This window comes from Okeania hirsuta (assembly GCF_003838195.1).
Classification (GTDB): domain Bacteria; phylum Cyanobacteriota; class Cyanobacteriia; order Cyanobacteriales; family Microcoleaceae; genus Okeania; species Okeania hirsuta.
On sequence record NZ_RCBY01000054.1, the window covers coordinates 15,566 to 39,030 of the forward strand.

Sequence of the window (23,465 nt, forward strand, 5' to 3'; positions counted from 1 at the left end):
TGTTGGGAAATAAAAATTCAAAAGCCTCAAAAGTTTACTATATAAGCTTTTGAGCATTTGAGGCTTTAAAAACACTATAAACTTTGACTAATAAGGGTTTTAGCCATTTTTTTAGCTTAATTCCCAACAACTCTATTATTTAAAAAAGTATAGCAATACGTTTTTTTTAGTTATACCATCTCTGCTTCATAAAACTGATATAAAACGTCACATAGCGTGATATTTTAATGTTTACTTCCTGCTTCTTGTGAGACCGTCGGCGGCTACTCATCCACAGGCATCAACGGTCAAGCCGACCGCATCCCTCAAATTCATACTGGCATTCAGATCCCGGTCTATAGATATCCCACACTTCTTGCAATCATAAGTTCTCAGATGCAATGGCATATCTTGAACATGACCGCAGTAGGAGCAAGTCGAGCGAAGATGGAAAAAATCTGTCAACTACTACCAGCTCGGAACCGTACCACTGAGTTTTATATTCTAGCTGTCTGCGAAACTCATAAAAGCACTGTCTGCTAATTGATTTAGCTAGCTTGTGGTTAGCTAACATACCGCTAACATTTAAATCTTCGCTTGAGCAACAACGCTGTGGTTTTTAGCTAGATATGTTGTCAATTTATGAAGTGCATCTTTGCGGATGTTAGCTACTCGTCTGTGCTGCGATCGCTAGCTTGATTACAGCTTTGTGCCAATTCTTTGAATCTTTGACTTTCCTGCTCAGTTGGCGTTGCAATTTTGCTAGTTGATCTTGAGCTGTACGGTAAGGTTTAATGCTTGGGAAAACTTGACCAGTACTTAGTGTTGCTAGCGTTTTCACGCCTAAATCAACACCTACAACATCAGTAGTTTTTGGTGTGGGAGTTGCACGCTGATCAAACGCTAAACTTAAGTACCAATCCCCCGCTTGTCTACTAATGGTTATTTTTTGAGTAGTCGCCTCAATCCGAAAAGAGGATGCGGGTCTTGCGTGAAGTTTGCAGCATAGGGTCAGACCAGACCCTGTACTCTCCACCATCCCCACACTTCCCACCCTCCCTCGCCTGTTTGGAGTTAGCGATCGCTACTGAGTAGTCCCATCATACTGTATCAGCCACTTTTGCAAGAGCTCTACGATCTAATCTATCTAAAATTTCCAACATTTCCCGTTCAAAGGCCACACTAGCGCGATTAGTTTTACCCCCAATATAAACCCGCTCGCTTTCTTGCCAAGCCCAAATTTGCGAGTGAGAAACATAACTCATCAACACACTCAACATCAATAAACCAAAACCTAAATAAACAATAGGAATTCCAGGGTCAGCTTTTATTTGTAAACCCGTGCTACCTATAATCTTGTCAACAAATAGCGTTATCCCATTAACTTCTGTAGACATTCCTTCCCGCACACTAGCAACTAATTTACCAGTAGCATCGTAAATTAATACAGTTCCTTGTAAATCTCTTGCCAGTAGAGATACACCCTCACTCAAATCTGGTTTAGTCGGAATCCAAGTTCCCCAAATTCTGCCCCCTCCCGCCGTATTTAATTTGGCCATTGGTAACTCAAAAACAGGACTTCTATTAACTCTGACTTGAACTGCAGCGATCGCCCAATCTGCCTGATACATTGTCACCCCATGATATCTCATAGGTTGATTTACAAATATAGTTTTCCTATCGACTTCAGAGCCATTTTTATCTAATACTGATAGATCTGAATAAAACTGGTCAATTGCTCCTTCTGGAGTATAGTCAATCCAGAAACGATTTACCCGGACTAACCAATCTTGAGGAATTTGTGATTCGGCAAAAATTCCGGCATCCACAATATTTTTAATTTGAAAAGTTTCTCCACTCGGCACTATTTCTTGACCGATAAATCCAGTCATTGAACCAACTATTGACCCTGCTAAAATAATCAACATACTAGCGTGAACTATTATCGGGCCAATTTTGCCAATAATTCCTTTTCGCCCATAAAGTTTATCTCCTTCTTGAAATACCTGATAACCACGTTGCTGTAATATTTTTTCTAGGGAATCTAGGGAAGCTTTTTCTATTTCTGTGCTTAATGCTAAGTTCTCAAATTGTTGTTTCTTATTATAGAATTTCCAGCGATTAGCAGACTTTAGAGCTGGCATTTGTCGCGTAAAAGTACAAGCTGTTAAACTTGCTCCAAACAAAACTAATATTGATAAAAACCACCAAGTACGATAGACATGGTCTAACTCTAATAACAAAATTACTTTCCAAGTCAAAAATCCAAATAATGCTGGTTTTTCTGGATAATTTTCCTGATAAAAATTTATTGATTCACCTTGCTCTATAACTGTCCCAGAAATACTGCTTATAGCAATTACTAATAGTAGAGCGATCGCTAACCGTAAATCAGCCAATAATGGCAATATTTCTCTTCTAAATATTTTGAGAGGATTGAACGTCCAGCCTAATCCTGAATCTTTAGCATCCATTAATTTAATTCCTATCAGATTTTATATTTTTTCATCGTAGTGTACCAATAGTAATATTCCCTCGAAAAAGTCAAGTGCAGCAATCCTAAATCATTCGTCATAACGGTACTTTGAGATTTTTGATACCGAAAATGGCTTTAAATCCAGTATTAGCAAGGGAAATACCTGAAAAAGGTAAAAATAGCTGTTTGTGTAGGATGACCGAGGAAAACCTAGTAGCTCGTCCAGACTAAAATTGTGGGTAAATACAGGCCGATAATATTGAATTTACTGCCTTCTGCCGCAATTGCTTTACCCACATTTTAAAGCTAGACACGCTACTAGATATATCTAAAAAATAGTTTTTCAAGGTAAAACCATTACTGTATAAACTTTTGAGCATATTTTTCACCTATTTTGACTGTTTTTTATTCGTCGCCTCAACCATAAATTACTACTATCTATCAGACTACTTTTTTTAACTAGCTATCAGCTAGCCTCGGTAGGAGAAACTGCGTTAACAGCTTTTAGCAGCTCCGGGTAAAAATCCCCAGCTTCTTATCAGCCGGATGGCCCTCGGAGGATTTGAAATCTCCTTTCCATTCCGGAATACTCCACAAACAAGGGGGTCTCAAAAAAAATCTGCTGATTGCTGATTGCTGACCGCTGACTGCTTCTTTAAGTAACTGGTACTATTCTAAATAACAGTGAAAATACACCAAAACCAACTAATAAAATACCACTAGCAGGTGTAATCCAACTAGACCATTTTCGCAGTTCTAAAAATTTTTTAATATTAGCTATAAAAGTACCTGCTAATATCAAAGGAGTTACATAACCAAGGGCATAAAATAACAATAAAATTCCTCCTAAAACCAAATCTCCAGTTGTAGAAACCCAAGCTAATAATGTTGCTAATACGGGAGTGCTGCAGGGAGATGCGACCAAACCAAATGTTAAACCTAATAAATATGAACGTATTCCTTTGGGTAAATCTTGAGAAATCCATCCCATACTGTCAAAAGAAGGCATAGGTAATGGCAATGCTTCTAGTAAATTCAGACCCATTAAAATAGCAACTATACTAACAATAATTGGCAATCCTATACCTACTTGACCATATACTTTTCCCAGTAATGATGCTAGAATTCCCAAACCAGCAAGAGTTGTGGCTAATCCTAAAGAAAACCAAGTAGATTGAACAGCAGCTTGGAGACGACTTTTAGCTTCATATCCGCCAATGTAGCCAATAGTTATTGGTAACATCGAAAGCATACAGGGTGTCAAACTGGTAAGTAAACCAGCTACAAATATAATGATCAAACTGACCCAACTTAGATGTATGAGCTGAGTCTTCACTATGGTATTTGCATATTGAGTAGTTTGGTAAAGTAAAGTCAGAAAGGTTTCCATAGTTATGATTAAATTTAGTAGAAATAAAATATTTACTTCAGTGGCAGAAGTTATAGGATGGCAGAAACTGAAGGTTCTGTGATTAGACACATAGAATTTCTTGCCTTTTTGCCATGAAGGCTGGAATACTGGATATTTTCCACTTCCTGCAAGTGAAGTTCTCTCCCGTTAAATCGGAGATTATAACGGGAAGCTCGCAAGCAAAGATAATTGAACCCAAGTTTTAGAAGTTTTTTGCTTTGCTGGCGTAACGCTAGGCGAACACAGGCTGACAAACGTCTTACGCCTCCACAAGCAGGCAAGATGATACCCATCTCGCTTAAAGCTTTATCCAATATGTTAATTGCTGCATTCTCGTCTCTGTCTAGTACCGTTCCACATTTATAACAAGAATGAGTTCTAACTGATAAAGTCTTAGGTACTTTTTGACCACAATTACTGCAATTAATCGATGTGTTATGAGGGCTAACTTTAACAACATGAACACCGCGTTTTACCGCTACTGCATTCAGTTTTTCAATAAAAGTTCCCCAGGCAACATCATAAATCGATTTTGATAGTTTAGTATTTTTAGCTAAACCTTTAAGATTAAGGTCTTCAACGGCAATTAAGTCATATTGTTTAACTAACTTATAAGCTGTTTTGTAGTGAAAATCTTCTCTTTGTCTAGCAATTTTTTGATATAATCTAGCTATTCTATTCTGTGCCTTTTTCCAGTTATTAGACCCGTTTTGTTTTCTGGGTACTTTACGCTGTTTTCTACCTAAATTAGATTCTACTTTTCTATATAAATTAGGCACAGAAACAGTCTCATCAGTATTAGTAGTTAAGATTTTTTTTAAGCCTACATCAATACCTATAGCAGTCTTAATATTATCTGTAGGAATTAAACCCACCCCTTCAGTTCCCCTCCCTGGAAGGGTTAGGGGAGGGTTATCTTCCCAGCTAAAACTCACATAATAGCCGTCAGCTTTTTTGGTTATAGTTGCAGTTTTGATAACAAACCCATCTGGTATAGGTCTATGAACTATTACAGGAATAGTACCAAACTTACTAATAATGATTTGCTTGCTATCAAACTTAACTACTGCTCTAGGATGATTGACTCTACTGAAACAAAATGACCTTAACTTACCTGATTTTTTGAATCTAGGTCGCCCTCCACTTTTACCTTTCTTTTCAGATATTAACCAACGTTTCCAACCTTTATCTAGTCTTTGCAAGTTAATTTGCTGGACTTCAGAATAGATTTCCTGATAATCTGGAAACAACTTTTTTATCTGTTTAAGTGCTGATTGCTGAAAATAATAATCTGGTAGCTGAGGAATCTCACCAATAGGACATGACACTATCGAACAACGGTCAATTTGAAATCTGGTTCTATTCAACCAGTCTAGCCTTTGACCTAGGGCGTAATTCCAATGCCTTCGCAGGTGTTCCAACCAATAATCAATTTTGGCTGACTGTTCAGCAGTGGGGTTGATTTTATAGCAATGAGTCATTTCAGTTATCAGTCATCAGTTATCAGTTATCAGTACCTCTGCAATAAGGAGGCTTGACCTTAGCGAATATGCTCTTTTTTATCCCCTTAAAAGGGGAGGCGCATACCCACAATTTTTCGGTAATTATCATAATTTTTATATTACACTTACCGCAACCCAAAAATTCAATTGAGTAAATTTATAGCTAATCTCAAAACTGTTTCTAGCAGTTTGATCAGGAGAGACTTTGCTGATTACCTGGCAAGATTTTATCGGAAACCTGTACTGTAGAATGGTTCCTATTTTATTGCTAGTTGCGGTCGTGTAACTATTGAGCAATTAAAGTAATATGTCGAACATCAATCGACACCAGTTTAATTTACTGTCGGCAATTCCCCTCACCGTTAAGCTGTCACTATAATGGGAGACCCCTTGCCGAATCAAGCTGGATTAAGATTCAAACCCCAAGCAATTTTTCCTTCTGGCCTCTGCATTTTTCATTGTTAGATTTTAGATTTTTCCCGAATTTAAGATTTTCTCTGGAATTATTTGAAACAAATTAACTCCAAATTAAATCTAGAATACTAGGATGATTTTGAGTTTCAGTATCAGGAGGAGTTAAATGTCTCAATAAATTCAAGAGGTGAGACCTTTTTGAATAAGTATTGACAGCAATATAACCTATGATTATACTAACATAAAAGTTAAATTATAATTATATGGCCACTGTCAAAACTGCAATTTCATTACAAGAGTATCTGTTTGAACAAGCTGAAGCACTAGCAGCAGAAATGAAAATATCTAGAAGTCGTTTAATAGCGATCGCTCTAGAAGAGTTTATTCGTCGGCATCAAAATCGACTATTGCTAGAAAAAATAAATGCTGCTTATGAGGATGTTTCTGATACAGAAGTATCAACATCAATAAGTAGTATTAGTGGACATCATAGGAGTATAATAGAGGACGAGTGCTAATTAATCAAGGTGATATATTCTGGATTGAATTAGATGAACCATCCGGTTCTCAAGCTACTTACAGACATCCTCATGTTGTAATTCAGAACAATGTTTTTAATTTTAGTTTGATTAAGACTGTGGTTGTTTGTAGTTTAAGTTCTAATCTCAAGCTTGCTGCTGTTCCTGGCAATATTGTTTTGGCAGTGGGTGAGGCAAATTTACCAGATAAAATAGTTGTGAATATATCCCAGATTTTCACAGTAGAAAAAGCAAAATTGACAGATAAAATAGGTACTCTTTCACCGGAGAGAGTAGAAAAAATATTAGAGGGAGTGGAACTATTACTTAAACCAACAGAAATGGAATAACGATAAGATTTTTGCCTCTTTTGCTCCTCACCTTAACTTTCTAGTTCTAGAATCAATTATTTGCATCAAAAAATTTGAATTTTTACTATATCTTTCTAAAAAGAAAGCTTAGTCTCCACTACACAATATTATAGTACGTGACATCCTCTATACAGCGAATCAAAGATGACGCTGCTCTTCCATGATCGCAATTTAGAATCTTGCTCCCCAGGAAAGTTAAATCTCGACTATTTTTCTATATATTATATCCTCAAAAAAAAGGTTTTAGTGGAATGCTCAAAAAGCGGTGCGACCCCGCGACGACTATAGTCGCAAGGGAACGCGCACCAAGAGATCACAAATTAGCAAGTGCTATTGCTGATTGTGGATTTTATGAATTTAAGCGTCAGCTTATAGAACCCCTGAGCGTATCTTTGGACGCGGTATGTGCTTTTGGCTTCCGTCCTCAGCCTGAGGAAGTTGTGGAAATTCAGGAACGAGAATGGGGAAAAAGCGGATGAGACCCCGCGTCGCCCAATAGCAAACCTGGTAGCTTCCCTTGCAGGTAGAAAAATACTCTCATCTCCCCATCTCCCCATCTCCCCATCTCCTTCTCTATTTTTAAATAGATCCGTTTAGGGGTTCTATATATAAATGTCAGTGGTACGGCGGCAGTGAATTAATTATAGCTGATAGATTTTATCCAAGTTCTCAAATATTTTCAAACTGTGGGCATCAACAGAAAATGCCGTTACACTTGAGAACTGATGAATGTAGTGAATGTGGTTTTTCCTACGTAATGCTTTGCAAACAAGCTGACAGAGATTTTAACCCACATTCCGCACTTCAATTTGAATTACGATAGGTTACAGAAAACCTTGATATTGAATTGAGTAGAATTACTTATGGCGTTTACTAACTGCAAGTCAGATCATAAAGCTAATGATTGCGTTATTATTTAGTATAAAAAAAATGTCTTTAATAGAAGAAATAACAGTTAAAAATGTAGACCACTTAGGAATAGTTGCAGGACTAATTGATGAGATAGGAATAGTGGAAATAATTAACCAAAAATTAGGAGTAGATAATCGAGAAAAAATTACTTCAGGGCAAGTAATAAAAGCTTTGATTCTCAATGGATTAGGAATGGTATCACGTCCTTGATATTTGTGAGCGTCAGTTCTTTGAAGACAAGGCGGTAGAAAAATTATTAGGTACAGGTATAAAATGTGAATATTTAAACGATGATACTCTCGGTAGAGTTATGGATGATATCTATCAATTAGGATTAACAAATTTATTTATAGAAATAGGATTATTAGTTATCAAAAAGTTTAACATTGAGACTAAATATACTCACTTAGATTCAACATCGTTTCATCTTCATGGAGAATATGAGCATATTGAAACTACTGAAAATCATCAAAAAATACCAATATTAATGACAAAGGGATATTCCCGCGACCATCGACCAGATTTGAAACAATGTATACTAGTATACATTGTGAGTGGCCATAGCGGAATACCATTATTTATGAGAACTGCTGATGGTAATGAATCAGATCAAGCAGTATTTGGTCAAATTTTAGCCTGGGTGAAAAAACAAATAAAACTAGATAGTATTATAGTCTGTGATAGTGCTTTATATAGCCAAAATAATATCCAATTAATCTCAAATTGAAAATGGATAACTCGAGTCCCAATGACTTTAAAAAAAGCCAAAGAAGTAATTGAATTAGACCTTGAAGAAGTAACAATCCCCCCGGAAACAGATCCATAAATTCAAGAAATAACCAGGATTATTCAAGAAAAAGGATATAAATGGTTGGAGCAAAATGTAACTTATGCGGGTGTCAAACAAAGGTGGTTAATTGTAGAAAGTGAATCCCGGAAAAAAAGTGATATCCAGAAGTTAAAATTGAAATTAAATATCATAAATTAGACAAAATCTGGTTATTAAAGATATTTTATAGGATGTAAGATTCAACCCTCACCTCATTTCCCCTAAACCCTGTCTACATAAAAGGATGCTCTATAAACCGAATTTAGGATTATATTCTGAATCAGCTTATCTGGCCATGAAAAAAAATTGATTGTAACTAATTATCTCAACTTGGTATCATAAATATGATTTAGATGAAAAACCCCGATTAAAAGAAAACTCGAAAATGACAAAAGAAACTATCGAAACATTAGTCAATTCTTATTTTACAAATATGGCAGCGATGAATGCCGAAGCATGGGTAGAAAACTTTGCTGAAGACGGTGTTATCTATGACCCTGTGGGTAAACCACCTAGCAATGTACAGTCAGATTATCAGAAATTCTTTGGGCTATTATCAATGATTTTTGCTCAACTAGAATTGACACCAAACAATATATTTATTGTAGATAATGGAGCAGCAGTTAAATGGACGATGCAAGGAGTGGGAAAAAATGGTAATCAGGGAGTTGCAGAGGGAATTAGTATATTTGAAATTAATGAAAATGGCAAAATTAAACAAGTATCTTCTTATTGGGATGATGCAGCAATGATGGCTCAAATCAAAGGTGAGTAAGAAGGTGTTAGGTTTTAGGTAGTTATTTAAGTGACAAGAAAAATTTTTGATTTTTCCCCTTCACAAATTTAGTGGTAAGTAGGTAAGTATAAATAAAGGGCATTGGTGAATGCGTAATGCTTTTGTCTCAAATATCTATGAAAAAAACTATACTTGTACCGTTCATAAATATTTAATGGCATTACCTAATCACCAACCCCAAATAAAGAGGTGTTGGTAAATTAGGATTTTCATCTTTATCTATTATGCCTTTTGTTTTTTACCTTCTTTCAAATACCAACCTGTCTTATCAAAAAATTTTTCTTCCTTAAAGGTGAAATGCTTGTTGAGCAGCTTTAATATTTTCTGGTGTTTCAGAAATGGGAACAGTTACAGAAATATTATCAACTAAACAAATCAAACAAGGTGTGGGGGAGGCCGCACGAATAGCTTGAATAGCCAACCCGTAGGCCAGTAAAGCATGATGGGAAGTTTGCCAGACTTCTTTATTGGTATTAACCAGAGTACCTGGAGCGTGGGAAAGGTCAGAATTGACGGCATAACCGAGATGCGTAAAACAAGTAATTTCATTGATAGTTATCCAGTTAGTGATGCGATCGCCCAACCGACTTAGCACAGCAGTTACATAGTCTGCAAAATCTTTTGCCATTTCCCGACTACGCCAAGACCGATATAAGTCTTCCAAGGTTTGAGGACTATCCCAATGAAATAGAGTTGCATGGGGAGTAATATTGTGTTGATGCAGACAGTCTACTAAACGGCGATAAAAATCTATCCCTGCTTCATTGACTATACCCCGACCATCAGGAATAATGCGTGGCCAAGCAATACTAAAGCGATAATGTTTGACACCAAGTTGCGCCATTAGTTTAATAGAGTTGTCGCTAAATAAAGGAAAAAATCACTCTAACCTAGACAGAGCAATAATTCCCAGCATGTTTACAGCCAATAGCTACAATCCTTACAGAACAAGGTTTTTGGGATTTTTTTAAGGAATTAAAGCGACAAGTCTAATAGAGTTGTCGCTAAATAAGGGAAAAAAATCACTCTAACCTAGACAGAGCAATAATTCCCAGCATTTTTGCTATCCCATAGCTACAATTCTTACAGAACAAGGTTTTTGGGATTTTTTTAAGGAATTAAAGCGACAAGTCTAATATCTGTTTCGTAACGATGATAGTGGTCGCAAGCTATTGCACCTGTATCGCCATGTAACACTTTTCCTGGAGTTTGGCTAAAGGTATCCCAGACGCTAGGTTTGCGACCTGCTTCTGTGGCGGCACCTTCTATTTGATAGGAAGCGGTAGCTACTCCCCACATAAAATCGTCTGGAAATTTATAACTATTCATATATTCAATTTTTTTCAAAGGAAACAGGGAACAGGGAATATACAGCGCTTTCTGTTGTTATGAGGTACACCCCGAAGCGGACAAGATGCCCGCACTACAATATTTTCATCATTTACCCTGTACCTCATTTGCCCGAAATATGCTGTAGAATCTAAATGATTTTTAGCTGATCACAAGGACATTATGTTTACTACTCCTTCATCTCCCCATCTCCCCATCTCCCCATCTCCCCATCTCTCCCGCTCAAGAAAACCTCGATCAAAAATGAGGAACTGATTTTCTCAGTTCCCCATCCGTTATTTCCATTTGAATCTATAATTTGCAAAGTATTCCCAAAAAGTTGAATAAATCAATTATTTCTAAATTCCTAATTTTAGTTTGAATCCTTCTTCTCGTTTATCCCCTTCTAGGGTATTTTCTAGAGGATTTTCTGATTTAGGCAGATCTGAGTTTACAGGAATCGAGACTCCTGGTATCACTTCTACGTTTTGTTGTTGACGACGCAGTTCATAAGGTTTAATTCCATTTGTAGGAGAGCTACTAGATTTTGGGTCATCAGTATATGTGCTGTAATTATCTTTATTAATGGATCTGCCTTCTACTGTCTTCAGAGAGTCTCCAGAAAGAGTTGTTTCTCCAATTTGAGGATTATTTGATTGTGCTCTAGTAGTAGGAGTATAAGATAGCAAGATTGCACCAATACCTAAGATAGTAATGATTGTCTTCATTATCAATTTTCTTTTATTGTTGTGTAGGGTTTATATCCTTTATTGTACTATCTAATTATTGAAAATGCTAGGAAAACTTTTTCTAAATGTAGAAATAATACTTCAGTATAACTACTAAATTTATTTTAATTTTAATGTAAAAAAACAATCTAAGCACAAATGCTGATAGTTCTTTACAAATACTATTTTTCGTCAAAAAAAGTATATTTTTTTAGATAAATTAGTCACTTATTACTTTCTTCAGTAAAAACATTAAATTAAACTTAAAATATTCAACAAAAACAACTGTTGAAGTTGCAACTTTAGTGTGTACTATACCTAATGATTATTTCAGGAATCGGAGATACTAATTATAGTAAAGAGTTTAAATTTCAATCCAGATAAAAAAATATTTGTCAAGTTACTTCTGAACTTTACTGATAAATTTTTCAAACATAAACATAAATGTAAAAAAATAGTAGGTGTTAGAGAGGTATTTTCAACAATTCTTTATGGAAAAAAGTAGGAAAAGGTGTAAAATAGTATCTTAGCAATTAATCTATAAAATTATTAGAAAAATTGATATTAATTATACCAAATTTTTTCAGATTATTCGCTAGTAATATTTTTGACTCCTCATCCTCCTCTGCCCAACACAAAGGAAATAAAAACTTAAAAATCACTTAATAGCCTAATCTTTCTGAGAACAAAAGTTAACACGGTTTCTTGGGAAGAAATTATATCAGCTCGACCTTCCATTCCTGGTTGGATTAGATATTGACGACCGCTCCTAACTAAGTAAGGTTTTTCAGGTTCTATAGTCACTTCATAATAAGCTTCACGAAGTGCTTCTGAGGTGATAGCATCTGGAGAAATTGAATTGACAGTTCCTTTGAGAATACCATAGTCCGGAAAAGGATACGCTGAAATCCTCATTTGCACAGGTAGGCCGACTTTTACCCTAGCAATATCTGCTGCTGTTACTCTGCCTTTAAATACTAAAGGTGCATTACTAGGAACAATCTGAGCGATCGCTGCTCCTGACTTTACAGTTTGCCCAGGATTACGCAAAGATAGTTTAAAGATAGTACCATCTACAGGGACTCGAATTACACTATTATCAAGTTTAATATCTACTTTTTCTAGTTCTCTGGTACCTGCAGTCAAATCTTTAATTAATTTTGTCCGCTTCACAATTAGGTCTCGTCGATCCTTAGCAAATTGTTGCGCAACTGTAGGTAAAGATTGAGATAAATCTAAAATGGCTGATTCAACAGATGCATTATCTATTTTATTGTTTGCTGTTGTACTCGATCTAGATTTCTGAAAAGTCTGAGGTTTCGCGGTAGCTAAAATTTGAACTTCTACAGCAGAAATTTGTTGATTTATCTGTTCTAGTTCTACCTCACACTGTTTTATTTTTTCCTGTAGTTGATTTTTTTGGCGATTAAGTGCAGATTCATCTATGCGTGCGATGGTCTCTCCCATCTCAACAGTTTGATTTTCACTTACTTCTACACTTTCAACTTTACCTTCTGTAAGTGCCTGAACAATTCTTACGTCTCCTGTTGGTCGAGCAATTGCTTCAGTTCTTACAGTAGGGTTGTACTTTACTACACTCATTAGAGCAATAGCGACACCAAATGTTCCTACTAAAAACATTCCTCCTATTTTGCTCCAAGGACTTAGAGGAGGGAGAAATTCATCACTTTCTAGAGGTTGTAGTTCTACATAATCAGAATTATTTAACATAATTGATATTCACTTATTAAATTGAAGAAGGTGGTAGGTTTTAGGTGGTAGGTTTTAGGTGAAAAAGCTTACCGAAAAATTTGGGTAGTTACGCCTCCTCTTTTAAGAGGATAAAAAGCAGTCGATCTTCGGAGCTTCCCGTAGGGTGGGATGGCGATCTTCGGAGCGGGTCTGTAAGAACAGGTCTCTTCGCCATATCCATGAGACCAAGAGAAAAGAAAATTCCGTATTTTCGTAGCCTCCTGATTGCAGAGGTACTGAAGTCCGCAGTTCCTCCGGAGGAGGCGTGCCTGATAACTGAAATGACCGCACCACCTACATACCTAATACGCAAGGGAAGTCTAGGGATAATAGTTATTTTACTAATTTCTTACAAATTATTTAGAGAGTTGCTATATCAACTTAGAGTAATGAGCGGTAAGAGTGTTGTATACGAACCCTCTACAATATAATGTAGATAGTATTGTTTTTTGAATTTGGTATGACAAATTATTGATAACTGCTGTATTTAATTTATACTCTAATAATTTTTGCAGATTTGTTTCAACTTAATCCGGATAGAATGAAAACTTGAAGAAATTAGGATTAAAGTCAACAATTAACAATAATATCATGTCCGGTTGAACAGTTATAAATAAACGACGGAGTCCTCAGGAGTCAACCCACCCCTAACCCCTCCCAGGAGGGGAAGTCAGGAGTCAGGAGAAAAAAAGAGGGAAGAAGAAGGAAAAAAAGGAGAAAGTTTTTTCATCACTAATTATCCGGACATGATATAACCCGATCGTCGAAGTATACAAAACTCCGGACACTGCAGATTATTTTGGAATTATCAAGTACAATTCGTATCCGCTCAGTAAATTGGGGTAATAAAGAGAAAAAGTAGAGCTAGTGTTGTAGAATATGACCCATGACGCAAAAACTATCATCAGAGAAATTAGTGGCCACATTACTGCAATCAATTGACCCAGGTTTGATTGCAGATGAAGGAGTGCGTCAAACAGTAGAACTATTACTGAATCTGGTAGAACAACTCAACTCAAAAGTTATACAATTAGAAGAACAAAACCAAAAGCTGCGGGACGAAAACAACCGTCTCAAAGGTGAACTTGGCAAACCAGACATCAAAGCTAGCAAAAAGAGAGAATCTCAGAAAAACCACTCGTCAGAGAAAGAACGAAAAACTCCAAGAGAACATAGTAAAACCAGTAAAAAGGAGACAATAAAAGTAGACCGAGAAGAAATAGTATTCTATTCTACGGAAGAGCTACCAGCAGATGCAGAGTTTAAAGGTTACGAAGAAGTAATTGTTCAAGACATTTTACTAAAAACAGATAACGTATTGTTTCCCAAGGAAAAATACTACTCACCTCAAAACCAAAAAACTTTTTTGGCAGAATTACCACAAGGTTACGAAGGAGAATTTGGTCCAGGAATTAAAACCTTAATCATTAGTTTGTACTATGGGGGAAATATGACCCAAGGCAAACTGTTAGAGTTTTTAGAGGATATGGGCATCTCCATTTCAGCAGGGCATTTGTCTAATTTATTAATCAAAAACCAGGCTTTTTTTGAGAGAGAAAAAAGCGAAATCTATGAAGCAGGACTCCAAAGTAGTCCATGGCAGCACTTTGACCAAACGGGAGCCAGAGTGGGAGGAGTAAACTATACCACGAATGTAGTGTGTAACCCTCTTTATACGGTTTACTTTACCACTGCCAACAAAGATAGATTAAGTGTGCTTCAAGGTTTACTGGACGGACGAGAACTAGAGTTCCGACTCAATCCCCTGACTTTTTCACTGTTGGAGACCTTGCAATTACCAGATAAATGGAAGAAGTTTCTCGAATTGTTGCCCCAAGAAACTGTATTGAATTCCACAGAGTTTAATGAGCTACTAGATAGGTATTTACCATTATTAGGAGATCTCCAACGTAAACGTATTTTAGAAGCAGCAGCAATCGCTTTTTACCATCACCAAACTGACTGGCCAGTCATACAAACTCTCGTAAGTGATGATGCACCTCAATTCAAGTTACTAACAGAGAATTTGGCTTTGTGTTGGGTACATGAGGGACGACATTATAAAAAGTTAACTCCCCTAGTTGATGATCATCAAAAACTCCTAGAGCAATTCTTGGATGATTTTTGGGATTACTATGGAGATTTACTGGCTTATAGAGATGCTCCTACACTTTCAACTGCTAACAGATTACGCTCTGAATTTTCTCGACTTTTCACTACTGAGAGTGGTGATCAGCAGTTGGATGAACGAAAACAATTAACTGCGGCCAAAATTTGGGAATTGTTGCTGGTGTTAGACCATCCGGAATTACCATTGCATAATAACCCGGCAGAGTTAGCTGCTAGGACGATGGTTCAACGACGCAATATCAGTTATGGAACTCAGACGGCTGAGGGGACTGCATCTTGGGATACTTTTATGTCCCTGGTTGCTACTACTCGTAAACTGGGATTGAGCTTTTTTGAATATGTACGCGATCGCATTACCCAGACTAGGAATATTCCCCCTCTGGCAACTATTATTTACGATCGCTCTTCTGTGATTTCTTTTGGTTGGTCTTGGCAGCTATAAATCATTGCCTACCCCATTATATTGAATGGATACTACAATTCCTTCATAAATTCAAGAACTCAGCTAAAGATTACTACTATTTAATTCAGGACTTACGCATGAGGTACGAAGAACTAGGATTTGAGATGGCTTTCCGTTCCGGACTGCTGCGCAAACCCTGTGGATTGCTTCGGACGAAAATTAGGTTGCAGGTGCGTAAGTCCTATAATTAAAATTATTAACCATGAGGAAGTTAATTATGCAAGAACTTCAAAAAAAGCAACTTTTTACAAAACTTAATCCTAAAGAATCTACCTACATAAATGGTGGTTACAATGAAAATTATCAAAATCGCCGTAATTTTTTAGGTTTTCAACTTTGTCCTCGCAGTTATTATGGTGATAACCGCTATTATTCTGACTACCAACCTTATAATTCTAATTACTATAAAGGGAATATAAAAGGCTACTACTAAAGTATTTTTTGTGTTTATACTTCTATTGATTAAAGCACAATTAATTGTAATTTTATAGTAGCGATATAGTAGCGATCTAGTAGTGAAGTACTATTATATAGTGCTGATTATTGTGCTACAAAAAAATATTTATCTCCAATACCTCCATTGCAATTTTAAATATATATAACCCTGATGGGAGATCTTATACAAATTCCCATGGATTAATGCTATGCTTAGGTAGCACTTCAGTTATCAAGTAATTAACACAGGTTGAATAACTTTTTTGCTAATTAGTAGCTCAGTTAATGTTAATAATTATTATCTTTACTTCCCCTCCTGGGAGGGGGAGGGGCGAGGGGTGGGTTCCCTCCCTGTACAGACCTTACAGACAAGGTCTTGTAGGGGCAAACGGCCGTTTGCTCCTACTCTCCTACCCCCGGCTCAAGAAAATGTAGAAAAGTTTTTGATAAATGGTATTAGGTATCTCTAGAAAAGAGGAATTAGGAGTAAATAATTGATGTGTATAGTGCAATAATTGATTTGATTTTTGATTATTGGAAATGTCTATTCATGTACTTAAATATAGGGAGATAGAGAGATGGTAAATATGGGGGGGATTTTCACCTTTTTCCCCTATTCTATTTCTCGATATCCTGACTTCTGTACGTCGTCCTACCGATGGCTCCCCTACCTGAGTCCTTTGCCAAAAATTCGTACCTTTACAAAGATACCAAATGGCCTCTATATAGCATTTTTAATATTTGCTTAGTGATTTTTGATGTGAAATCACCACAATATAAATAGTTATCCGGATTTTACCCACTTATGAAGAATACTTAAATATAATTCCTACTATATATAGGGATTATTACACATTACTAATCTCATCAAACTTGAGGAAAATCTTCATGCAAGAAACAAAAAATAATCAACTCTTTACTGAAATTTCTTCAGAAGAGTCTGCCACTATTAATGGTGGTCATGGCTATTATGGTCGTCGGTATTATAGTTATGGCTATCGTAGTTATTACCGTAGTCACCCTGTACGTTACTACTCCCGTCGTCGCTACTATGGCTATAGGTCTAACTGCTACTAATTTAAACTTATTAGTTGAATTCCAAAGCACTTTTAAAGAGCTTTTTAGCAACCTCTAAAGAATCGCTAATCAAAAAAAATTCTCCGGATTCTGGAATTCACCAAGGAAAAATACATTAGAAATAGCAAGATAGTTAAATAAATATCGATAATTTTTAACCATCTTGTAAACACAATTAATCAAGAGGATAATCTTATGCAAGAAACTCAAAACACTGAATTATTTTCTGAGCTTTCTACCGAAGAATCTGCCACTATTAATGGTGGTCATCATTTCGATGATTGTTACGATTATGGTCGTTTTCGACGTTATTCTCGTCGCCCTGTGAGTTATCACTACCATAGTTATCGCTATAGTCGTCCTGTACGTTACAGCTATAGACGTTACGATTGCTACTAAAAATTGGCTATATAATTACAACTTTTTAAGTTGAATTTATAGTTGAATTAAATTTAGCACCTATAGTTTTATAGGTGCTTTTTTATAACAATTGAATTCTGAGTACTGGAATTTAGACTAAATAGTTGAACAGATTTTCAAAGAAAAGAGGTACAAAGTTTTATTGCTCTAGGGAACACCGGATCTGGGAACAGGCAACAGGAAATACAGGAATAAATAGTCTTATAACTGTACCTCACTATCTTTAAAAGTGCTGTAAGCTGCTTGGCAACTGCTATACCTACTTCCCCTCTTGATTGCGAATATCGCACATTTCATTTTCTCAAGCATCAACCAAAATTATCAGGTGTGTGGAGGGAAAATATCTACTATCGCAATAGTCATTTACCAAAATTATCAGGTGTGTGGAGGAAAAATATCTACTTCCTCTCTTTGTTGCGAATGTCGCAATAGTCATTTCATTTCGTTAAGCACCATTGATCAGGTGTGTGGAGAGAAAATATCTACTTCCCCTCTCTGTTGCGAATGTCGCAATAGTCATTTCATTTTATCAAGCACCATTGATCAGGTGTGTGGAGGAAAAATATCTACTTCCCCTTTCTGTTGCGGATGTCGCAATAGTCATTTCATTTTATCAAGCACCATTGATCAGGTGTGTGGAGGAAAAATATCTACTTCCCCTTTCTGTTGCGGATGTCGCAATAGTCATTTCATTTTATCAAGCACCATTGATCAGGTGTGTGGAGGGGACATGATGTAATATCATTTCCGCTTGAATACTTATTCTTTGGTAGAAGGAAGACAGAAGGCAGAAGATTTTCTTCCCATTGTGATGTAATTTTATACACAAACGATGCTACCGGACATGATATAACAAACCCATACTGACACTTATGTTTTCAATCTAGGTTTGTTATATCTATTGAAGACGTTAAATTTGACAATAACGTTGTAAACCTGCTGTTTCCTGACTATATGCTTCCATATCAATTTTCACAGGTTCGACATTCCAAATTTCCTGACAATATTCATTAATAGTACGGTCAGCTGAAAATTTACCCATATTAATAGAGTTAATAATCGACATCCGAGTCCAATATTCGGGGTTACGATAAGCCTGATTAACTCTTTCCTGACAATCAATATAAGTCTGATAATCAGCAAACAACATATATTCATCTTTTCTTAGTAAAGATTCTACAATTGGATGGAATAAATGTGGTTTGCCAGGTGAGAAATAACCAGAAACAATACGGTCAATAACCTGCCGTAATTCTTGGTTATAAGTATAGTATTGCTCCGGATTATATCCTTGATATTTTAATGCTTTAGCCTCTTCAACATTCAATCCAAATAGGAAGAAATTTTCAGCACCAACAGCTTCGCGAATCTCAATATTTGCCCCATCAAGAGTACCAATAGTTAAAGCACCATTTAGGGAAAATTTCATATTGCCAGTACCAGAAGCTTCCTTTCCAGCAGTAGAAATTTGCTCAGAAAGGTCGGCAGCAGGATAAATTCGCTGACCGATAGATACAGAGAAATTAGGTATAAAAACTACCTTGAGGCGATCGCGTACATCTGGGTCATTATTTACTATTTCCCCTACAGCATTAATTAATTTAATGATTAATTTTGCCATATAATAACCTGGTGCAGCCTTCGCGCCAAAAATGAAAGTGCGGTGCAAAATATCTACATCTGGATTCTGTTTAATTCGATTATAAAGGGTAATAATATGCAGCACATTCAACAGTTGACGCTTATATTCATGGAGTCGTTTTACCTGAATATCAAACAGAGAGTTAGGATTAACTACAATTCCTATTTTTTGCTGAATATAAGCAGCTAAATCTTGCTTATTTTCATGTTTAATCTGACTCCAATTATGACGAAATTCAGGGTCATCAATAAACCTCTCAAGCTGCTTAATTTCCTCTAAATTTTTAATCCAATTTTTGCCAATTTTATCCGTAATTAGTAATGCCAACTTCGGGTTACTAATTAATAACCAACGACGAGGAGTAATACCATTAGTTTTATTCGTAAATTTATCAGGCCAAAATTCGTAGAAATCTCTCAAAACATCTGTTTTCAACAGTTGAGTATGCAATGCTGCCACACCATTGATAGCATGAGCGCCAGTACAGGCTAAATGAGCCATCCGCACGCGTTTTTCAGGAAATTCTTCGATCAGAGACATCCGTGCCAACCGCCCATCATCTCCTGGATAACGTTTCTTAACTTTTTCTAGGAAACGGAAATTAATTTCGTAAATAATTTCAAGATGTCGTGGTAGCAGAGTTGCGAACATACTGACTGGCCAACGTTCTAGAGCTTCTGATAGTAGTGTATGGTTAGTATAGCCAAAGGTGTTTTGAGTAATATTCCAAGCTTTTTCCCACTCCATATCATGTTCATCTACTAACAGGCGCATTAATTCAGCGACCCCTATAGAGGGGTGAGTATCATTGAGCTGAATGGCTGCTTTTTCGTGAAAGTTATCTAAATTGGGATTCCGTGACAAGTGAGTACGAATGATATCTTGCAAGGAACAACTGATGAAGAAATACTGTTGCTCTAAGCGCAACATTTTGCCTTGAAATATATTATCGTTGGGATAGAGAACTTTAGAAATATTTTCAGAGGAAGTTTTGTCTTCAACGGCGCGGTGATAGTCACCGGAGTCAAAAACTTGCAGGTCAAATTCATTACTTGCTTTAGCGCTCCACAGGCGTAGAGTATTTACTGTGTTGGTATTGTACCCAGGCACAAGAGTATCGTAGGGCATTCCAATGACTGTAAGTTCGGGTATCCATCTGACCCGATAGTTGCCTTGTTTGTCTGGGTATGCTTCTGTGTAACCACCGAATTTTATTTGTACTTGGTCTTCATGGCGAGGAATTTCCCAAGGGTTGCCCAGACTTAACCATTTATCTGGCTGTTCAACTTGATAGCCATTTTGAATTTGTTGTTTGAAAATGCCAAATTCATAACGAATGCCGTAGCCTACTGCGGGAATTTCTAGGGTAGCGAGGGAGTCTAGAAAACAAGCAGCTAGACGACCTAAACCACCATTGCCTAAACCGGGTTCTGGTTCTTTTTCGATTAAGTCATCAAGTTTAAGACATGATTCTTCGAGAGCTTGACGCGCAACTTCCCAACAACCTACATTGACTAGGTTTTTAGCTAGTTGGCGACCCATCAGAAATTCGGCTGAGAGATAGTATACTGTTTTGACGTTTTGATGGAAGTATGTTTTTGTGGTTTTGAGCCAACGGTGTAACAAACGGTCGCGAACTGTATATGCTAACGCCATATAATAATTATAGGTGGTAGCAAATTCTATATCTTTCCCCTGTAAATAATATAAGTTATCGGCGATCGCTCGTTTGATGGTATCGAGGCTAGTTCCTGTGCGATCGTCTTCTACTTGAATTTTTACTTTTTCTGTGTACGATGCACTCTGTTCTTGATGTACTTCTTGCATAATTCTATAATTTGGTAATCTGACGATTTATTGACAACATTCAAAGCAAATTTACAGGGCTTTTTAAGAATTAGTTCAGTCCCCATATTCTGGTGAAAAGCTATATTTTTAGTTAACTTTTCATTTAGTATCAGGATTACTTCAGCTTGTATCTGGTAGTTTTTTTATGTTTTAATAATACACCCATTTGATTACCTTTCATAGAGATTAAGTTTCGTTATTTTAATTTCTTTTTATATTAAATCAAAAATATTTTAGTATAATGTAATAATTTTTCCAAAAAATTAATTGATTTTCTGATTTAATTTATTGACAAATTTTTAATTGTGGTAAATTTTAAAGAAAAAATAAAATTTTAGATAAATTTAAAGATATAGAGTATATTGTAGCGGTTTTAAATTAAAAAAAAGAAAACAGAGAATCAAAAATAGAATAACTGAATAGTTAATACCTTTAAATTAATATGATATTAAATGAACTAGACAGTAGCGCACATAATTAATATTAGATACAAAAATTGCTTCTAGTGGAATTTTTTTGTTACCTTTTAATTGATGAGTTTTAAAATAGTTTAGGAGTGAATTGCATTGATAGTATCACCGATTTAATATTAGAGAATAAAGGAGTACAATTTATTATTACTAGCCATTATCAATAATATCGGAACTAAAAATTGGAAAATAGTCACTCGTTAAGGTAACCTAGTATAGGTTAAAATGATCGTGTCTTCGTTTATCTAAAATCTAAAAACCCCAACGTTGTACTTATGACTCAATCTTTTGCTACTACTACACAAGCTGCTTTTTTGCTCAATATCTCCACTGGTAGATTGCGGGAGCTACTGAATCAAGGTCGTGTTAGAGATGCTCGTAAAGTCGGAAGACTTTGGATGATTCCCCTTAATTCTAGGGGAATGCCAGAAATTAAACCAGGTCGTCGTGGTCCGGAAGGTACTTGGAACAAGAATCGACGCTCCGGCAATACTTTTGTTCATGTTCTACGAAAGACTATTGACTATAACCGAGACAATGGAACTTCTTATCCAGTAGTTGCGGTAAAAGTGGGAGATAAAAAGGATTATTGCCACGCCCTGAAAATAAAAGGACCTTGCCAAATCGTTTATCAACCCCATGATCCCAATAAAAGTCAAGCGGGAGGAGCGCGTCTGTGGATAGAAGTAGAACCAGAACATATAGTAGAGCGAGTATATTTCAGTAATGGAGATTATGGTCCGCCACCAGAGGTGACTGAGCAGAGAGCGAAACTTAAAAAGAAAAAGTCAAAACAAAAAAAGCCAAAACAAAAAAAGTCAAAAATAAAAGGAAAAAAGAAATAACATAGTCATTTAGATAAATAGTTAGCTGGGAAAAGAGAATTTATGAGCAGTGGATGTCTTCTGTTATGTTTTGTGATGTCTCTAAATAAATAGAATTATCTTGCGTAACTAATTCTACGCATATTTAGTGGTAGAAAAGTTTAAAGGATTATCATTAGGATGTGCTTCAAACCATAAAGCTTAACTCAGAAAAATCTATTCCTCCATCCCACTCAATATATCTACCACCCTCTCCTAATTTTACTTGTGAAAAAAAATTGGATCGGATAAAGGGGGAAACGCTCCACCTTGGTTAATAATAGGTTTAAAATTTACAATAATCTAACTACCACCAGAATAAATAAGACGCAGTTTGTAGTTAGATTCAGCAGTTAAGCTGGTAATAATATAAGGCATAATTAACTGCTATTTTAAGAATTAAAAGTATAGTACTATAGCAGTCGAAGTATAGTCCTAAACGTCAGTCAGAAGTTAGAAGTAATCTCTGATAAATTTCAGCATTTAGGGTTGTCCTAATCTTGGCTTCGACTGCTATAAATTAGGACAATAAACCTCCTACAATTTTAATCAGAGGGTAAATCGCGCAACTTACTTTGCCGTAATTTTTCTAGCAAAGAGGAGGGGTCAATTCCTGCATCTTGGTAAGCTTGAATAGCACGTTTACGCCAGTCAAGATTTTCTTCTCCTGGAAAGCTTCGCCTTAATTCTCTAACTGTAGATACTGCATTAGTTGCCCACTTCTTGAAGTCTTCTAAATTCCAGTAACATACGTCTGCTGTATAAGGTTTAGCATCAGGTTCTATTTTTGCACAAGGTGTAATGAGGACTGGAATAATATCTGCGGATTGAGATAAAGAGGTATCTTTATTTTCTCTAATCCATTTTGGGTGCGATGCTGCCTCTCTAACTTTGACAGACCCGAGGGTAGTTTCTGTATTGCCTTCTGAGTGGTCTTCAAATACTATGCACAAGTCATCTCCAGCAATCCACCAAGGGTCTGGAGCGCTATGGGTTGTGGAGTTACCTGAGTCATAACCCAATAGTTTTCCTAATCTTTCATGGCCGTCCTCAAATTTTTTACTTAGCTTGTTACGCCCCTCATCTGTCAGATTTTGCCG

21 protein-coding genes and 3 pseudogenes are annotated in these 23,465 nt (G+C 36.3%); 12 read left to right on the plus strand and 12 right to left on the minus strand.

All coding sequences use genetic code 11. From position 1 onward, the window contains the following. Positions 1–267: 267 nt before the first annotated feature. The 6 genes from D5R40_RS39460 to D5R40_RS11625 form a co-directional block, all read right to left on the minus strand. A complete protein-coding gene (locus D5R40_RS39460) occupies positions 268–444 on the minus strand; it encodes a zinc ribbon domain-containing protein (protein ID WP_240041580.1) in 177 nt (58 codons plus the stop codon). Then, complete coding sequence (locus D5R40_RS43495; protein WP_445974428.1) at positions 362–553, minus strand: zinc ribbon domain-containing protein; 192 nt, start codon at positions 551–553, stop codon at positions 362–364. The genes D5R40_RS39460 and D5R40_RS43495 overlap by 83 nt, the downstream gene beginning before the upstream one ends. Positions 554–643: 90 nt before the next feature. Beyond that, positions 644–1,018 (minus strand): transposase, encoded by a 375-nt coding sequence (locus D5R40_RS39465; protein ID WP_240041581.1) that lies wholly within the window; start codon positions 1,016–1,018, stop codon positions 644–646. A 61-nt stretch (positions 1,019–1,079) separates the two neighbouring features. After that, positions 1,080–2,453 carry a cytochrome c biogenesis protein gene (locus D5R40_RS11615; protein WP_124144965.1) on the minus strand — a complete coding sequence of 458 codons (1,374 nt, stop codon included), beginning with the start codon at positions 2,451–2,453 and terminating at the stop codon, positions 1,080–1,082. Between the two features lie 657 nt (positions 2,454–3,110). Continuing rightward, entirely contained in the window at positions 3,111–3,845 is a 735-nt protein-coding gene (locus D5R40_RS11620; protein ID WP_124144964.1) for a cytochrome c biogenesis protein CcdA, read from the minus strand. Positions 3,846–3,895: 50 nt separating this feature from the next. After that, positions 3,896–5,347: an RNA-guided endonuclease InsQ/TnpB family protein gene (locus D5R40_RS11625; RefSeq protein WP_240038952.1), complete on the minus strand. Its 1,452-nt coding sequence runs from the start codon at positions 5,345–5,347 to the stop codon at positions 3,896–3,898. A gap of 156 nt (positions 5,348–5,503) precedes the next feature. Here D5R40_RS11625 and D5R40_RS39470 point away from each other — a divergent pair. The 7 genes and pseudogenes from D5R40_RS39470 to D5R40_RS11665 all read left to right on the plus strand — a co-directional run. Beyond that, a pseudogene (locus D5R40_RS39470) lies at positions 5,504–5,674 on the plus strand (transposase); the annotation flags it as partial. Positions 5,675–6,045: 371 nt separating this feature from the next. Then, complete coding sequence (locus D5R40_RS11635) at positions 6,046–6,300, plus strand: hypothetical protein (RefSeq protein WP_124144963.1); 255 nt, start codon at positions 6,046–6,048, stop codon at positions 6,298–6,300. Beyond that, entirely contained in the window at positions 6,294–6,650 is a 357-nt protein-coding gene (locus D5R40_RS11640) for a type II toxin-antitoxin system PemK/MazF family toxin (RefSeq protein WP_124144962.1), read from the plus strand. Before D5R40_RS11635 ends, D5R40_RS11640 begins: the two co-directional genes overlap by 7 nt. Before the next feature lie 272 nt (positions 6,651–6,922). Further along, entirely contained in the window at positions 6,923–7,150 is a 228-nt protein-coding gene (locus D5R40_RS11645; RefSeq protein ID WP_124154675.1) for a hypothetical protein, read from the plus strand. 128 nt (positions 7,151–7,278) lie between these two features. Beyond that, positions 7,279–7,494 (plus strand): annotated as a pseudogene (locus D5R40_RS42565) (zinc ribbon domain-containing protein); the annotation flags it as partial. A gap of 107 nt (positions 7,495–7,601) precedes the next feature. Then, positions 7,602–8,559 (plus strand): annotated as a pseudogene (locus D5R40_RS39475) (IS1634 family transposase); the annotation flags it as partial. A gap of 238 nt (positions 8,560–8,797) precedes the next feature. After that, the gene (locus D5R40_RS11665) at positions 8,798–9,187 is read left to right on the plus strand and encodes a nuclear transport factor 2 family protein (RefSeq protein ID WP_124145581.1); all 390 of its coding nucleotides are present in this window, start codon (positions 8,798–8,800) and stop codon (positions 9,185–9,187) included. Positions 9,188–9,494: 307 nt separating this feature from the next. Here the strand turns inward: D5R40_RS11665 and D5R40_RS11670 are convergent, their stop codons facing one another. From D5R40_RS11670 to D5R40_RS11685, 4 genes are all read right to left on the minus strand, one after another. Further along, a complete protein-coding gene (locus D5R40_RS11670; RefSeq protein ID WP_275670395.1) occupies positions 9,495–10,061 on the minus strand; it encodes a glycoside hydrolase family 1 protein in 567 nt (188 codons plus the stop codon). A 257-nt stretch (positions 10,062–10,318) separates the two neighbouring features. After that, on the minus strand, positions 10,319–10,537 hold the full coding sequence (locus tag D5R40_RS11675) for a family 1 glycosylhydrolase (RefSeq protein ID WP_124145579.1): 219 nt from the start codon (positions 10,535–10,537) through the stop codon (positions 10,319–10,321). Positions 10,538–10,896: 359 nt separating this feature from the next. Next, on the minus strand, positions 10,897–11,265 hold the full coding sequence (locus D5R40_RS11680; RefSeq protein WP_124145578.1) for a hypothetical protein: 369 nt from the start codon (positions 11,263–11,265) through the stop codon (positions 10,897–10,899). Positions 11,266–11,916: 651 nt separating this feature from the next. Then, positions 11,917–12,996, minus strand: a complete 1,080-nt coding sequence (locus D5R40_RS11685; protein WP_124145577.1) for an HlyD family secretion protein — start codon at positions 12,994–12,996, stop codon at positions 11,917–11,919. A gap of 907 nt (positions 12,997–13,903) precedes the next feature. Here D5R40_RS11685 and D5R40_RS11690 point away from each other — a divergent pair. The 4 genes from D5R40_RS11690 (at position 13,904) to D5R40_RS11705 (ending at position 17,521) form a co-directional block, all read left to right on the plus strand. After that, entirely contained in the window at positions 13,904–15,589 is a 1,686-nt protein-coding gene (locus tag D5R40_RS11690; RefSeq protein WP_192901143.1) for a transposase, read from the plus strand. A 238-nt stretch (positions 15,590–15,827) separates the two neighbouring features. Beyond that, the gene (locus D5R40_RS11695; RefSeq protein ID WP_124154676.1) at positions 15,828–16,043 is read left to right on the plus strand and encodes a hypothetical protein; all 216 of its coding nucleotides are present in this window, start codon (positions 15,828–15,830) and stop codon (positions 16,041–16,043) included. Between the two features lie 890 nt (positions 16,044–16,933). Continuing rightward, positions 16,934–17,122 (plus strand): hypothetical protein, encoded by a 189-nt coding sequence (locus D5R40_RS11700; RefSeq protein ID WP_124145575.1) that lies wholly within the window; start codon positions 16,934–16,936, stop codon positions 17,120–17,122. Between the two features lie 195 nt (positions 17,123–17,317). Beyond that, positions 17,318–17,521 (plus strand): hypothetical protein, encoded by a 204-nt coding sequence (locus tag D5R40_RS11705; protein WP_124145574.1) that lies wholly within the window; start codon positions 17,318–17,320, stop codon positions 17,519–17,521. Positions 17,522–18,452: 931 nt separating this feature from the next. Here the strand turns inward: D5R40_RS11705 and D5R40_RS11710 are convergent. Beyond that, positions 18,453–21,011: a glycogen/starch/alpha-glucan phosphorylase gene (locus D5R40_RS11710; protein ID WP_124154677.1), complete on the minus strand. Its 2,559-nt coding sequence runs from the start codon at positions 21,009–21,011 to the stop codon at positions 18,453–18,455. A 766-nt stretch (positions 21,012–21,777) separates the two neighbouring features. On the opposite strand from D5R40_RS11710, the gene D5R40_RS11720 reads away from it, so the two are divergent. Continuing rightward, positions 21,778–22,347: a helix-turn-helix domain-containing protein gene (locus tag D5R40_RS11720; protein ID WP_192901142.1), complete on the plus strand. Its 570-nt coding sequence runs from the start codon at positions 21,778–21,780 to the stop codon at positions 22,345–22,347. A 563-nt stretch (positions 22,348–22,910) separates the two neighbouring features. Here D5R40_RS11720 and D5R40_RS35080 read toward each other — a convergent pair. Then, a partial coding sequence (locus D5R40_RS35080; RefSeq protein ID WP_205127637.1) for a hypothetical protein occupies positions 22,911–23,465 on the minus strand: 555 nt, incomplete at its 5' end.